General features: G+C 66.1%; 15 protein-coding genes. 4 read left to right on the forward strand and 11 right to left on the reverse strand.

Going from position 1 to position 13680, the window contains the following annotated elements; translation table 11 throughout:
• From tatC to ACHQ4I_RS22350, 5 genes are all read right to left on the reverse strand, one after another.
• Window positions 1-954: a twin-arginine translocase subunit TatC gene (tatC, locus tag ACHQ4I_RS22330; protein WP_420773740.1), complete on the reverse strand. Its 954-nt coding sequence runs from the start codon at window positions 952-954 to the stop codon at window positions 1-3.
• Window positions 955-1057: 103 nt separating this feature from the next.
• Window positions 1058-1330: a Sec-independent protein translocase subunit TatA gene (gene tatA, locus ACHQ4I_RS22335; RefSeq protein ID WP_420773741.1), complete on the reverse strand. Its 273-nt coding sequence runs from the start codon at window positions 1328-1330 to the stop codon at window positions 1058-1060.
• Between the two features lie 211 nt (window positions 1331-1541).
• Entirely contained in the window at window positions 1542-2588 is a 1047-nt protein-coding gene (locus ACHQ4I_RS22340) for a 2-dehydropantoate 2-reductase (protein ID WP_420773742.1), read from the reverse strand.
• Between the two features lie 21 nt (window positions 2589-2609).
• Window positions 2610-3539 carry a helix-turn-helix transcriptional regulator gene (locus tag ACHQ4I_RS22345; RefSeq protein ID WP_420774176.1) on the reverse strand — a complete coding sequence of 310 codons (930 nt, stop codon included), beginning with the start codon at window positions 3537-3539 and terminating at the stop codon, window positions 2610-2612.
• A gap of 44 nt (window positions 3540-3583) precedes the next feature.
• Window positions 3584-4579, reverse strand: coding sequence for a helix-turn-helix transcriptional regulator (locus ACHQ4I_RS22350; RefSeq protein ID WP_420773743.1), 996 nt, complete (start codon window positions 4577-4579; stop codon window positions 3584-3586).
• A gap of 88 nt (window positions 4580-4667) precedes the next feature.
• On the opposite strand from ACHQ4I_RS22350, the gene ACHQ4I_RS22355 reads away from it, so the two are divergent.
• Entirely contained in the window at window positions 4668-4964 is a 297-nt protein-coding gene (locus ACHQ4I_RS22355) for an MTH1187 family thiamine-binding protein (protein WP_420773744.1), read from the forward strand.
• A gap of 109 nt (window positions 4965-5073) precedes the next feature.
• On the opposite strand, the gene pafA is transcribed toward ACHQ4I_RS22355, so the two are convergent.
• The 5 genes from pafA to dop all read right to left on the reverse strand — a co-directional run bounded on the left by pafA (window position 5074) and on the right by dop (window position 10212).
• Window positions 5074-6432, reverse strand: a complete 1359-nt coding sequence (pafA, locus tag ACHQ4I_RS22360; protein ID WP_218007602.1) for a Pup--protein ligase — start codon at window positions 6430-6432, stop codon at window positions 5074-5076.
• Between the two features lie 235 nt (window positions 6433-6667).
• On the reverse strand, window positions 6668-7465 hold the full coding sequence (gene prcA / locus ACHQ4I_RS22365; protein ID WP_420773745.1) for a proteasome subunit alpha: 798 nt from the start codon (window positions 7463-7465) through the stop codon (window positions 6668-6670).
• Window positions 7462-8328: a proteasome subunit beta gene (gene prcB / locus ACHQ4I_RS22370; protein ID WP_420773746.1), complete on the reverse strand. Its 867-nt coding sequence runs from the start codon at window positions 8326-8328 to the stop codon at window positions 7462-7464. Before prcB ends, prcA begins: the two co-directional genes overlap by 4 nt.
• Window positions 8325-8519, reverse strand: coding sequence for a ubiquitin-like protein Pup (locus ACHQ4I_RS22375; RefSeq protein ID WP_014351559.1), 195 nt, complete (start codon window positions 8517-8519; stop codon window positions 8325-8327). The genes prcB and ACHQ4I_RS22375 overlap by 4 nt, the downstream gene beginning before the upstream one ends.
• Before the next feature lie 193 nt (window positions 8520-8712).
• Complete coding sequence (dop, locus tag ACHQ4I_RS22380; RefSeq protein WP_420773747.1) at window positions 8713-10212, reverse strand: depupylase/deamidase Dop; 1500 nt, start codon at window positions 10210-10212, stop codon at window positions 8713-8715.
• Between the two features lie 138 nt (window positions 10213-10350).
• On the opposite strand from dop, the gene ACHQ4I_RS22385 reads away from it, so the two are divergent.
• From ACHQ4I_RS22385 to ACHQ4I_RS22395, 3 genes are all read left to right on the forward strand, one after another.
• Window positions 10351-11580 (forward strand): DUF418 domain-containing protein, encoded by a 1230-nt coding sequence (locus ACHQ4I_RS22385; RefSeq protein WP_420773748.1) that lies wholly within the window; start codon window positions 10351-10353, stop codon window positions 11578-11580.
• Window positions 11581-11790: 210 nt separating this feature from the next.
• Window positions 11791-12507, forward strand: a complete 717-nt coding sequence (locus ACHQ4I_RS22390; protein ID WP_420773749.1) for a hypothetical protein — start codon at window positions 11791-11793, stop codon at window positions 12505-12507.
• Between the two features lie 19 nt (window positions 12508-12526).
• On the forward strand, window positions 12527-13054 hold the full coding sequence (locus ACHQ4I_RS22395; RefSeq protein WP_420773750.1) for an NUDIX hydrolase: 528 nt from the start codon (window positions 12527-12529) through the stop codon (window positions 13052-13054).
• On the opposite strand, the gene ACHQ4I_RS22400 is transcribed toward ACHQ4I_RS22395, so the two are convergent.
• Window positions 13055-13669, reverse strand: coding sequence for a TetR/AcrR family transcriptional regulator (locus ACHQ4I_RS22400; RefSeq protein ID WP_420773751.1), 615 nt, complete (start codon window positions 13667-13669; stop codon window positions 13055-13057).
• Window positions 13670-13680: the final 11 nt, after the last annotated feature.

The raw sequence follows: 13680 nt of genomic DNA on the forward strand, positions 1-13680 counted from the left end.
TCAGAGGGTATCGGAGTAGTCCGACACGGAGCGCGCCGATTTTTCGGACGGATCCATGATCGAGTCGGCCGGGTTGATCGGCTCGGGTGCGGCGATCGAGGAGGCCTCCTCATCCGAGAGCGCCGCCAGGGCCTCGGCCTCCTGGCGCGCACGCCGCCGGTCGTTGATCCGGGAGAGCTGGATGGCGACCTCGAACAGCACCGTCAGCGCGAATGCCAATGCCAGCATCGAGAACGGATCCTGCGGGGTCACGATCGCGGCGAAGACGAAGAGCCCGAACACGATTCCGCGCCGCCACTTGGCGAGCTTGTCGTACTTGAGCACCCCGACGAGGTTCAATCCGACTACCAGCAGCGGGATTTCGAAGCTGACGCCGAAGATCACCAGCAGATTGATGATGAAGCTGAAGTACTGCGAACCGCTCAGCGCCGTGATCTGCGCGTTGTTGCCGATGTTCAGCAGGAAGCTCAACGCATGTGCGACAACCCAATACGCCAGCACGGCGCCGGTCGCGAACAGTGCACTACCCGAGGTGACGAACCCGACCGCGTACTTGCGTTCCTTCGCGTACAGGCCCGGCGTGATGAACGCCCAGATCTGATACAGCCACACCGGGGCGGCGAGCACGACACCCGCGGTCATGCCGACCTTCAACCGCAGCATGAACTGTTCGAATGGCGCGGTCGCCAGCAACCGGCAGGCGCCGTCGGCGGTCAGCACGGCCCGCGATGAGGCGGGCAGCGAACAGTAGGGTCCGGTCAGCACCGACCCCAGGCTTTCGATGCCGAAAATGGTGTGCGCGTACCAGAAGAACCCGAACAGCGTGGTGACGACGACCGCGGCGATCGAGATCAGCAGCCGACGGCGCAGCTCCTGCAGATGCTCGACCAACGACATGGTGCCGTCGGGATTCGTCCTGCGCCTACTGCGCCGGGGATCGAACGGGATTCGCATGGTGGTGTGTTGGCCCCTGGGGTCGAAGGTGCCCGCAGCGGTCGGCGGGCAACAGCACTACGTCCGGCGCGAGTTCGCACTCACCCCGGCGGCAGCGCTGGGCTCAGAGCGATTTCGGCTGTGTCTGGGGCTCTGCTTGCGGCTGGGTGACCGTCGGCTGGACGGCCGGAGCCTGCGGAAGCTCCGCGGCCGGTTGCTGGGCCGGTGCTGCACTTGCCTGTGCATTGCTCTCGTTCTGCATCTGGCTGACTTCGCTCTTGAAGATGCGCAGCGAGCGGCCCAGGCTGCGGGCGGCATCGGGCATACGCTTCGCGCCGAAGAACATCACGAAGAGCGCGGCGATGATCAGCCAGTGCCAGATGCTCAGACTGCCCATAATTAACCTCCAAAGAATGTGGTAGCTCCGATGCTACCGGACTATGACATGGGAGAACTCCGGCGTCGGTGTGCGTTTGCCCTGCGTGCTCCCCCGCCTCCCCAAGCCTTTTGCCGGTCGTGGGTGCCTCGATGGTGCCGTTGCGGGCCGGCGGTGGAATGGTCCGCTCAGTTCTGGGCGTACCCGACGAGTTACCCATGTCCTCACGAAATCAGTCGTTCCTTGTGCCGGCCGTCGCCGCGCGCAGTTGTTCCAGCAGTTCCGGGCCGGTCCAGGTGCGCCGGTCGCCGTGTTCGGCGGCCACGATCATTTCGATGAGCCGCTGGTTGACCGGTGTCGGCAGTCCGACCATCGCGCCGAGGCTCACGATCTCCCCGCACAACCAGGAGATTTCGGTTTTGCGCCCGAGCGCGAGGTCATCGGCCATGGACGAACGGGCTTCTGGATCGACGGCGAGGACCTTTCCGGCGACCAGGCGGAAGATCCCGTCCGGAACGGTCAGCAGCCGGGCCATCAACTCCGGTGGCAGCGGCGTCAGCCGGGCCGGGCGAATTCGCGCTCTGTTCATCGCGGCGAGCGCCTCCCGTTGGGTCAGCGCCAGGCAGCGGCGGTAGTCGCGGTCGGCCAACTCCTCGCGCAGGGGTCGGCCCGACAGCGCGTTGATGGGATTGTTGAGGTTGAGCAGCAGCTTCGCCCATTGCACCGGTAGCAGGTCCGAGTAGCGGCGCAGCGCCAGACCGGCCCTGGCGAATACGTCGGTGAACTGGGCGAGCGCCGGATCGTCCTGTATCGCCAGCCCGCCTTCGGTGCCGCGATGGAATTGACCGTCCGAATGGTGCACGACATTGAACATCACCATGCCCGGCAGCACCACGCAGGTGGGCAGGATCTCGCGGATCACCTTGTCGTTGCCGATCCCGTTCTGCAGGCTCAGCACGACTGTGCCCGGACGGATCTTGCCATCGAGATCGCGCACGGCCGTCGCGGTCGCCGCCGATTTCACCGTTACCAGCACCAAGTCGGCGGACCCGACATCCTCGGGAGTGGTCGACACCCGGAACCCATCCCCGGCCACCGCGACATCGCCGCCGTCGAGGTCGGTGAGCCGCAACCCGGACGCGCTGATCTCGTCCAACACTCGCTGCCGACCGACGAAGGTGACATCGGCCCCGGCCGCCGCCAGCTTCCCGCCGACGAACGAACCGATGCTCCCGGCGCCTAGGACCAGCACCCGAGCAGGCGCCATCACGTCACTCACGCCGATCCAGCCTCCGTGCGTTCATCTGGTCTCCAGGAAACCGGCCGCCTCGTAGGCGGCGAGGGCGGCGTTCGAGCGCTCGCGCACCGCCGCGATCAATTCCGACGGACCGAGCACGGTGACGCCGGAGCCGAAGCCGAGCAGCAGCCGCGCCATCCAGTCCAGGGTGGCGAACCGCATGGTCGCCTCGATACTGCCGTCGGGATGTACGGCCATCCGATGCATTGGGTACTGGTCCAGCACCCAGCCGTAGTCACCGCGAATACGCAAGCGCGCCAATGGAACCGCGGGATCGTCCTGGAACAGGTCGAGCGCGGCGGCCTCCTCGGTCGCATGGCTCGGCGGATGGGCCGGCTCGTCTAGTTCGGTGGCCGCCTCGATCCGGTCGAAACGGAACAGTCGCACACCCTCGGCTTGGCGGCACCAGGCCTGCAGGTAGCTGTTGTTGTCCACGAGGACAATACGAATCGGATCGACGACACGTTCGGATACGACATCGCGACTCGCCGAGTAGTAGACCAGGCGCAGTGCGCGCTGACGGGCCAGCGCGGAACGCACTGTCGAGACGGCAGGGGCCTCGGTCGGCATTTGACCGTGCGACTCGGCGGTGGTCTTGCCGCCGACGATGGCCGATTCCAGTTTGGCGATCGCCGCATGCGCCGCGGTCGGATCGACCATGCCCGGCATATCCACGATCGAGCGCAGCGCCACCAGCAGCGCGGTCGCCTCGGTGGAGGTCAAGCGCAGCGGGCGGTCGATGCCCGCCGAGAAGGTGACCTCGATGCTCTCCTCGGAGAACGACAGGTCGATCAGATCGCCCGGACCATAGCCGGGCAGGCCACACATCCACAGCTGGTTCAGATCGCTCATCAGCTGCTTGGTCGTCACACCGAGATCGGCCGCGGCCTCGGCGGCGCTGATGCCCGGATTGGCGATGAAGTACGGGATCATGTTCAGCAGCCGGGAGAGCCGAACCGAGAGCCGACTGCGCTCACTCACGCCGTGACCTCCGTGTGGTCGAAGACCGAACGCAATCGCGCCACCACGTCCGCGCGCAGTTCCTCGGGTGCGAGCACCACGGCGTCGGGGCCGAGGCCGGTGATCAAGCGCGCCAACCAGTCTCGGGATCGGATCGGCAATTCGACGACTACGCCACTGCGTTCGCCGATCGTGCGCTCCTCCATCACGGGGCCGAGTCTGCGGATTTCGCGCCCGCGGCCTTCGGCCACCCATACCGTCGCGGTGCCGGTGACCGGTGCGCTGCCGGTGACGGTGCCGACGATCTCACGCAGGTCGACGCCCTCGGGCTTGCCGACCGCATTCGGCGGGCCGTAGGCGGTCACATCGTCGCCGATGCGCGATAGCCGGAAGCTGCGGACCGCCTCCCGGTTCCGGTCGTGCCCGACCAGATACCAGCGGCCGTTATGGGTCACCACACCCCAGGGCTCGACATCGCGCATGACGTACGGCTCGTTGATAGCGCCCCGATGTTCGAATCGCACCGCCTGACCGGCGTCGATGGCGGCGAGCAGCTTGCCGAGCACCGCATCCGAGCCGCGAGTGCGAGCCGGGACCGCGGGCACCGAGGCCACCGCGGCATCGGTCTCCACATGGATTCCGGCCGCGCGCAATTTCAGCAGCGCCCCCTCGGCCGCGGCCGCCAGTTCCGGCGACTCCCACATCTGCACCGCGACCGCGACCGCCGCCGCTTCCTCACTGGTCAGATCGATATCGGGCAGCTCGTAGGCGTCGCGGTTGATCCGGTAGCCCTCCACTGTCGAATACCGGCTGACCTGCCCGACTTCCAAGGGAATGCCCAGGTCACGCAGTTCGTTCTTATCCCGCTCGAACATTCGACTGAACGCCTCGTCGCTGGCCGAATCCTCGTACCCCGCGACGCTGTCCCGGATCCGCTCCGCGGTCAGGAATTGCCGGGTCGACAGCAGCGCGATGACCAGATTCATCAGCCGCTCGACCTTGGATATCGCCACTCGACACAGGGTAATCGGCCATCCGTCGCGACCGCGCGTCGGCGCGCGATTACCCCCATTCCGGTTGCCGCGCCGCCATCATGGACTCATGATCATCGCGTTTTCCGTGACGCCGCTGGGTGCGGGTGTGGATGTCGGCCGCGCCGTCGCCGAGGCGGTCCGAGTGGTACGGGCCAGCGGCCTGCCGAACCGAACCGACGCCATGTTCACCACGATCGAGGGCGAATGGGACGAAGTGATGGGTGTGGTCAAATCCGCCACCGACGCCATCCTCGCCGTCGCTCCCCGCTGCAGCCTCGTACTCAAGGCCGACATCCGCCCCGGCGTAACCAACGCAATGACCTCGAAAGTCGAAACCATAGACCGCTACCTCGCCGAGGGCTGAACCAGTTCCCAGGTCCGCGTCGAGCGTAGTCGAATGGTGGTTGCCGAGGACGTGGTGAACCACCATTTGTCTACGCTCGGCACAGCAGGGCGGGCCGAGCTGGACCCGCCTACATCGAGGCGATCAGACGATCGACCCGCTCGTCTACCGAACGGAATGGGTCCTTGCACAACACCGTTCGCTGCGCTTGGTCGTTCAGCTTCAGGTGCACCCAGTCCACGGTGAAGTCGCGACCTGCTTCCTGGGCCGCGGTGATGAAGTCGCCACGGAGTTTGGCGCGGGTGGTCTGGGGTGGGGTATCCACGGCGGCGTCGACGGCTTCGTCTTCGGTGACGCGCTTGGCCAGGCCTTTGCGCTGGAGCAGGTCGAAGACGCCGCGGCCGCGCTTGATGTCGTGGTAGGCCAGGTCCAGTTGGGCGATCTTGGGGTCGGACAGCTCCATGCCGTAGCGGTCCTGGTAGCGCTGGAAGAGTTTGCGCTTGATCACCCAGTCGACCTCGGTATCGACCTTGGCGAAGTCCTGCGCCTCGACCGCGTCCAGGGTGCGGCCCCACAGGTCGACGACCTGGTCGATATTCGGGTCGCGGTCGCGGTTGCGCAGGTGCTCGACGGCGCGGGCGTAGTACTCGCGCTGGATGTCGAGGGCGCTGGCCTGCCGCCCACCGGCGAGCCGGACCGGACGACGGCCGGTCAGGTCGTGGCTGACCTCGCGGATGGCGCGGATCGGGTTGTCCAGGGCGAAATCGCGGAACGAGACGCCCGCCTCGATCATCTCCAGCACCAGCGCCGCCGTGCCGACCTTCAGCATGGTGGTGGTCTCGGACATATTCGAGTCACCGACGATGACGTGCAGGCGGCGGTACTTCTCGGCGTCCGCGTGCGGCTCGTCGCGGGTATTGATGATCGGCCGCGAGCGGGTGGTCGCCGAGGAGACGCCCTCCCAGATGTGCTCGGCGCGCTGCGAGAGGCAGAACGTGGCCGCCTTCGGCGTCTGCAGCACCTTGCCCGCGCCGCAGATCAGCTGGCGGGTGACCAGGAACGGCAGCAGAACGTCCGAAATGCGGGAGAACTCCCCCGCACGCACGACAAGGAAGTTCTCATGGCAACCGTAGGAATTGCCGGCCGAGTCCGTGTTGTTTTTGAACAAGTAGATGTCGCCGCCGATGCCTTCCTCCGCGAGGCGCTGTTCGGCGTCGATCAGCAACTCCTCCAGCACGCGCTCACCGGCCCGGTCATGGGTGACCAGCTGCGCCAAGTTGTCGCACTCTGCGGTGGCGTACTCCGGATGCGACCCGACATCGAGGTAGAGCCGAGCACCGTTGCGGAGGAACACGTTAGAGCTACGGCCCCAGGAAACTACCCGGCGGAACAAATACCGGGCCACCTCGTCGGGGCTGAGCCGGCGGTGTCCGTGGAAGGTGCACGTCACACCGAATTCGGTCTCGATCCCCATGATTCGTCGCTGCACACTATCGACATTACAGCCATGTCATGTACTCGCGTGGGGCTGCGGACAACCCCGATGCATACGTCTTCACAACGATTTCGCACGTGAGCGAAACGTTCAACGGAAAACTATCGCCGCGCCGCCACCCTGAGCAGCCGAACGTTCACCGCCGGCCACCGGCCCAGACGAAAGGCCCTCCCGACGAATCGGGAGGGCCTTTCAGAGCCCGCCGAACAACCCGGCCTCAGCCAGGCTGCTACTCCGACTTCGGAGCGTCCTTCGACTCCTTCTCCTCGGCCGCCGCCGTGGCCGCCGCGGCCTTGGCCTTGCTGCCCGACTTTCCGCCGGTCAGCAACTGTTCCAAGGTCGGGCCGGCGACCCGGCGGAATGCCCGCCGCGGCCGCGCCTGCTCCAGTGTGGCGACCTCCAGCGAACCCACCCCGAGCACCCGCTTGTCCTTGTCCGCGGCGCCCTCGGGCAACCCGGCCTGCAGGGCCTTCACCGCGACCGCAACCGCGCTGGCCAGGTCGAGACCGGGCTTGTAGGAGGTCTTCAACGCGGTCATGATCGGCTCGGTCGTGCCGCCCATCACCACGTATTCGCGCTCGTCGACTATCGAACCGTCGAAGGTGATCCGGTACAGCACCGAGTCCGGCGACTGTTCCGGATAGCCCACCTCGGCCACGCAGATCTCCACCTCGTAGGGCTTGAGCTGATCGGTGAAGATCGTGCCGAGGGTCTGCGCGTAGGCATTGGCCAGTCCGCGACCGGTGACATCGCGCCGGTCGTACTGGTAGCCCTTCAGGTCGGCCTGCAGAATGCCGCCGCGGCGCAGCGCCTCGAACTCGTTGTACTTGCCGACGGCCGCGAACCCGACGCGGTCGTACAGCTCGCTCACCTTGTGCAGCGTCGCCGACGGATTCTCCGCGACGAACAGCACACCCTTGTCGTAGGTCAGCACGATCACACTGCGACCGCGAGCGATGCCCTTGCGCGCGAGTTCGGTCTTATCGCGCATGATCTGTTCGGCCGACGCGTAATACGGCAGTGTCATGCTGAGGCACTCCCCTCTTCCGCGGCCTCGCGATCGGCGACGATCGCCCGCGTGATCTCCTCCAACCGCGATTCGGTCACCTCGTCGGCGCCCTCATCGTTGATCACGATCGCCGTCGGGTAGATGCCGCGCACCAGATCCGGTCCGCCGGTGGCGGTGTCGTCGTCGGCCGCGTCGAAGAGCGATTCGACGGCGATGCGCAATGCGCGGTCCTCATCGATTCCCTTGGCGTACAGCTTCTTCAACGACGACTTGGCGAACATCGAACCCGAGCCGACCGCGGTGTAACCGAACCGCTCCTCGCTGCGCCCGCCCACCACGTCGTAGGACACGATGCGACCGGCCTTGTCCGGATCGGTGGCGTGCTGGTCATAGCCGACCAGCACCGGAACCACCGCCAGACCCTGTAGTGCGGCGGGAAGGTTGTCGCGCACCATCTTCGACAGCTTGTTGGCCTTGCCGTCGAAGGTCAGCGAGACACCCTCGATCTTCTCGTAGTACTCCAGCTCCACCGCGAACAATCGCACCATCTCGATGGCCATGCCCGCGGTGCCCGCGATACCGGCCGCCGAATAGGTGTCGGTGATGTACACCTTCTCGATATCCCTGCTGGCCAACAGGTTTCCCTGGGTGGCCCGCCGGTCACCGGCGATCAGCACACCGCCGCGGAAGGAGACCGCCACGATGGTGGTGCCATGCGGAGCCAGGTCCTTCGCGGCGGTGCCACCGGAAGTTCCGGTGGCACCCTCGATCGCGCCGAATCGGTTGCCGGGCAACAGTTCCGGTGCGTGCATGCGCAGGTGTTCGGTGAATGACGAGAGGGCGTGCCCCGGGTGGAGACGCAAGGGGTCACCTGCTGTCACTGGCCACCCTTCTGCACATACGCGCGAACGAAGTCTTCCGCGTTCTCCTCGAGCACATCATCGATCTCGTCGAGCAGGTCGTCGGTGTCCTCCGCCAGTTTTTCGCGGCGCTCCTGACCGGCGGCGTCTACGCCCTCCGGCCCCTCGTCCTCGTCGCCGCCCCCGGCGCGCTTGGTCTGCTCTTGTGCCATGGCAGCCGACCTCCTCTGTCCTCATCATGACCAGGGCTCTATTCTGAGCACGACCCCGGTCATGAGCAATGTCCGTGCCCGTACATCAACACTACCCAGCCGCCCCGACAACGTGTCGTATTCGGCGCCGATGTGCTCCCGAGTCGACATCTACGTCAATCGCCCGGTGCACGCGAATTCCCTTGGCCGAGAACTATGTCGTGAGCTGTTCGACCAGTTCAGCGGCGGTATTCACGCCGTCGAGCAGCTTGCCGACGTGGGCCTTGGTGCCGCGGCGGGGTTCCAGGGTCGGGATGCGCACGAGCGAATCGCCGCCCAGGTCGAAGATCACAGAATCCCAGCTGGCCGCCGCGATATCGGCGCCGAATCGACGCAGACATTCGCCGCGGAAGTAGGCGCGGGTGTCGGTCGGCGGCTTGGTCATCGCATCGAGGACCTGCTGCTCGTTGATCAGGCGCTTCATCGAGCCACGGGCGACCAGGCGGTTGTAGAGCCCCTTGTCCAGGCGGACATCGGAGTACTGCAGGTCCATCAGGTGCAGCTTGGGCGCGGCCCAGCTCAGGCCCTCCCGCTTGCGCATACCCTCGAGCAGGCGCAGCTTGGCGGGCCAGTCCAGCAGGTTGGCACACTCCATCGGATCGCGTTCGAGCAGATCCAGCACCATCGCCCAGTTCTCCAGAACGTCCTTGACGCGCTCGTCGTCGTTGCCGCTGCGGGCCACGAACTTCTCGACCCGGTCCAGGTAGATGCGCTGCAGGGCGAGTCCGGTGAGTTCGCGGCCGTCGGTGAGCGCCACCGTCGCGCGCAGGGTCGGATCGTGGCTGATCTGGTGTACGGCGGTGACCGGGCGGGCCAGCTGCAGATCCGACAGATCCTCGCCCGCCTCGATCAGGTCGAGCACCAGCGCGGTCGTGCCGACCTTGAGGTAGGTGGACATTTCGGCGAGGTTGGCGTCGCCGATGATGACGTGCAGGCGGCGATATTTGTCCGCATCGGCGTGCGGCTCGTCGCGGGTGTTGATGATGCCGCGCTTGAGGGTGGTCTCCAGGCCGACCTCGACCTCGATGTAGTCGGCGCGCTGGGACAGCTGGAATCCGGCGTGGTCACCGGACTGGCCGATGCCGACCCGGCCGGAGCCGCAGATCACCTGGCGCGAGACGAAGAACGGGGTGAGCCCCACGATGATCTGGTTGAACGGGGTGTCGCGGCTCATCAGGTAGTTCTCGTGGGTGCCGTAGGAGGCGCCCTTGCCGTCGACATTGTTCTTGTACAGCTGCAGCCGCGGCGCGCCGGGCACGCTGGAGGCGTGCCGCGCCGCCGCCTCCATGACGCGTTCGCCCGCTTTGTCCCAGATGACCGCGTCCATCGGGTCGGTGACCTCGGGTGCGGAATACTCCGGATGGGCGTGGTCGACGTAGAGCCGGGCGCCGTTGGTGAGGATCATATTGGCCGCGCCGACCTCGTCGGCGTCGATCACGGGGGCCGGACCGTTCATGCGACTCAGGTCGAATCCGCGCGCATCGCGCAGCGGCGACTCCACCTCGTAGTCCCAGCGAGTGCGCTTCGCCCGCGGCACACCCTCCGCGGCCGCATAGGCGAGAACCGCTTGGGTGGAGGTGAGGATCGGGTTGGCGGACGGCTCGGTGGGGGTGGAGATGCCGTATTCGACCTCGATGCCGATGATGCGCTGCATACCGTCGAGCCTAGGCGACGCACGGTCGCCGCCTGTGGCGACCGGCGGCATCGGCGATCCCGATGGATGTCAATGTCATACCGAGGGTGGTACTTCCGGAGGATACGTGCAGGCCGGAGCGGGCTGGATATTCGGAGCATGACCGATTCGATCGCCGAAATCACGGGGCGACACCACACGCCGGACGAGCCGATCACCCCCACAACGACGGCCCCCGCGCGGCTGGAAGCATTGGACGTGCTGCGCGGCATCGCGATCCTCGGCACGCTCGGCACCAATATCTGGATCCTCACCAATGCCGAGGGCCTGGTCGGCTACCTCGACGAACTGGGGCATTCCACGACCGGCTGGATGTGGGCCGAGCGGGTGCTGCAGCAGCTGACGCAGGGCAAGTTCCTCGGGTTGCTCACCATCATGTTCGGCATCGGCCTGGCCATCCAGCAGGGTTCCGCGGTGCGGGGCGGGCGGCGCTGGCCGGGCAGCTATCCGTGGCGGGCCGGCTTGCTGCTCCTCGACGGTGTGCTGAATTTCGTCTTCGTCGCGGAGTTCGACGTGCTGATGGGGTACGCGATCACCGGACTCGTCGTCGCCTTCATCCTGGCGACGAGCGATCGCGCGCAATGTCGTTGGCTGATCATCGCGGCCGGTTTCCATATCGCGATGCTCACCCTGATCGCGATCGCGATGGCCTTTGCGAGCCAACAGGATCCGACGCCGCGCGAAGCGCTGGACCCGAATCCCTATGCGAACGGGTCGTTCTGGGATCTGGTGCTGTTCCGGCTGGAGAACGCGGGCATGTTCCGCTTCGAGCCGATCTTCATCTTCCCGATGTCGATCGCGCTGTTCCTCGCGGGTGCGCGGTTGTTCCGGGCCGGAGTGTTCCGGCCCGAGGGCGCGCGCATTCGCCGACGGCTGATGATCATCGGATTCGCGGTTGCCGCGCCGATCGATCTGGCCGTCGGTGTGCTCGGCGGGGGTGATCTGGTGTTGCTGACCAGGTACGGCACGGCCCCGTTCGTCGCCTTCGGCCTGCTCGCGCTGGTGGCGCAGTTCTACCTGCGCCGCCCGCGCCTCGGATTCGTCGGCAGGCGGCTCACCGAGGTCGGCCGCAGCGCGTTGAGCTGCTACATCCTGCAGAATCTGGTCGCTTCGATCTTGTGCTACGGGTGGGGCTTCGGGCTTGCGGCGCAGGTGTCCCCTGATGCAAGGGTGCCGTTCACTGTCGGTATCTACGTAGTGGTCGCGCTGATCATCGTCACCGCCGCGCACCTGTGGTTGCGCCGGTTCGAGCGCGGTCCGGTCGAGTGGGTGTGGAATCTCAGCTATCGGGCACTGGCCCGCGAACACCGAGTCAACGCGTCCGAGTAGTCGCGATGCATGCATCGCCGCAGCTCGAGCACCAGAAATCCGTGCCATGGCGGCCATATGCGGCGGAGTGTGAGCCGGAAAGAACACGAGTACAGAACTACTCGTGTTCTTTCCGCGCGGGTGCCGGATTCTTACTCGGCGTCACCAATTGCGTCGACGTATCGATTTCAGTGGCAGTGGAGGTGCGTCGTGTCGGAACCGGCCCGAGCAATGAGTAGGGATCACGCGTTCGCCGAGCTCGAACGTCTCGCGAGCGAAGACCTGATCCTCTTCGACGGGCCCGCATCACCAGCCATGGTCGGATTCGCCGGATTCGACCCGCACTCCGGTCGACCCCTACCCGGCAGTCTCGCCGGGGTGATCATCCGCCGCGGCAACACCCCGGCGACCCCCGAACACCTCGACCCGCGAAATGCGCTGGCGCTGGTGCGATTCTGCCGATTCCTCGCCGCCAATTTCGGCGTCACCGAGCTGATGGTGCTCGGGATGGACGGCGGCGGAACGCATTCGGACGGCACCCCGCGCATCGACTGCCACGGCCAGGGGCGCGCGGTGGACTTCGTCGGGGTCACCATGCCGGTCGGCGATGTGTCGCGCAGGATCAGCGTTGCGACGCACTGGGGCACCGTCGAGACCGAGATGACACCCGGCGGCGCCTGGCCGAGCGGGTCCCGGATGCGCTATCGACTCGACGAACCCGATGCGAGTCCGCTCGGCGACCCGGATGGCGATCTGTTCGTCGCCGACTTCTTCCGCAGCGTCTACGACTTCGCGGCCAGCGAATGGCAGGACTGCTCCGACAGTCCCGATCCCGCGTGTGCCATCTCCACCATCGGCGATCCGAGTTTCATCCTGCACCCCGACCATCCCGACGCCAGATCCGTCGACCACATCCACTTCCAGATCGGTAAGTCGGGGACGGAGTGAGTGGACTAGCGTCGTCGAGGTGACGCTCGCCGACCGATATCCGTTGCTGCACACGCCTACTCGGTGGGAATGGGGCGGTCTGGACGTTCGATTCTCCACCGATCTGCCGCCCGACGAACTCGTCACCAATATCCATGTCATCTGCTTCGTCGGCACCGAAATCGTATTGTGCCGCGACGATCGCGATATCTGGATCGTGCCCGGCGGCACCAGAGAAGCGGGCGAATCGAGCGACGACTGTGTGCGCCGCGAGCTCATGGAGGAGGCCGGCGCCCGTCCGATCGGGCCCGTGCGGCCGTTCGGGGCCCATCACACGACCACCGATCGCCCTGCGCCGCATTATCCTTGGCAGCCGCATCCGCACAAGGCATGGTTGTGGTGCACAGCGGATGTGGTGCTGGAGTCCGCGCCGACCAATCCCGACGATGCCGAGAACATTCTCGAGGTCCGGACATTTCCGCCCGACGAGGCCATGCGCCTGTCCCGTACCGACGGTGACCATATGGCCGAGTTGCTGGCCCTGGCAATGGAATTCCATCGAGCGTGATTATCGGCGCGCGCGAAACCCGTTGAGCAGTCGGGCGATATCGGCCGGCGCGTGTTCCGGTCGCAGCGGTGCGTGTTCGACGAGTAGGCGGTACCAGAACGGACCGAAGATCAGGTCGGTCGCGTATTCCACGTCCAGGTCGGCCGCGAGCTCACCACGCGCCACACCGCGGTTCAGCACGCGTATCACGACATCTCGCCGGGTTTGCACCCATTCGCGGAACGGCCCGGCGAAGTCCGGATCCAACTGGGCCTCGGCCATCAGCCCGCGTAAAGCCTTGACCCGCAGTGGATATTCGACGACCCCGTACAACGCCGCGAGGAAGACGGTCAGGTCCTGCTCGGCCGATCCGGTGTCCGGGTCCGGCATGCGCGCGGTGACCGCGGCGCCTTGCGCATCCATCACCAGGGTCGCCTTCGATTTCCACCAGCGGTAGATGGTGCTCTTGGCGACGCCCGATCGGGCCGCGACACCTTCGATGGTCACCTTGCCGAAGCCCTGTTCCTCCAGCAGTTCGGCCGTCGCCCGCAGTACCGCATCGCGCGCGGACTGGCTCCGGATCCGCCCGCCGGACCGCGGCGCCGCGGTGTCTCCCACATCACTTCCCTTTGCCATGGCGATCAGTG

Source organism: Nocardia nepalensis, assembly GCF_048910785.1.
In the GTDB taxonomy this organism is placed as follows: Bacteria; Actinomycetota; Actinomycetes; order Mycobacteriales; family Mycobacteriaceae; genus Nocardia; species Nocardia nepalensis.

Bases quoted from the DNA above. Each gene is read 5' to 3' on its own strand.
- tatC (WP_420773740.1), bottom strand. From the start codon at position 954: ATGCGAATCCCGTTCGATCCCCGGCGCAGTAGGCGCAGGACGAATCCC.
- tatA (WP_420773741.1), bottom strand. From the start codon at position 1,330: ATGGGCAGTCTGAGCATCTGGCACTGGCTGATCATCGCCGCGCTCTTC.
- ACHQ4I_RS22345 (WP_420774176.1), bottom strand. From the start codon at position 3,539: ATGATCCCGTACTTCATCGCCAATCCGGGCATCAGCGCCGCCGAGGCC.
- ACHQ4I_RS22355 (WP_420773744.1), top strand. From the start codon at position 4,668: ATGATCATCGCGTTTTCCGTGACGCCGCTGGGTGCGGGTGTGGATGTC.
- prcA (WP_420773745.1), bottom strand. From the start codon at position 7,465: ATGACACTGCCGTATTACGCGTCGGCCGAACAGATCATGCGCGATAAG.
- ACHQ4I_RS22375 (WP_014351559.1), bottom strand. From the start codon at position 8,519: ATGGCACAAGAGCAGACCAAGCGCGCCGGGGGCGGCGACGAGGACGAG.
- dop (WP_420773747.1), bottom strand. From the start codon at position 10,212: ATGCAGCGCATCATCGGCATCGAGGTCGAATACGGCATCTCCACCCCC.
- ACHQ4I_RS22385 (WP_420773748.1), top strand. From the start codon at position 10,351: ATGACCGATTCGATCGCCGAAATCACGGGGCGACACCACACGCCGGAC.
- ACHQ4I_RS22390 (WP_420773749.1), top strand. From the start codon at position 11,791: ATGAGTAGGGATCACGCGTTCGCCGAGCTCGAACGTCTCGCGAGCGAA.
- ACHQ4I_RS22400 (WP_420773751.1), bottom strand. From the start codon at position 13,669: ATGGCAAAGGGAAGTGATGTGGGAGACACCGCGGCGCCGCGGTCCGGC.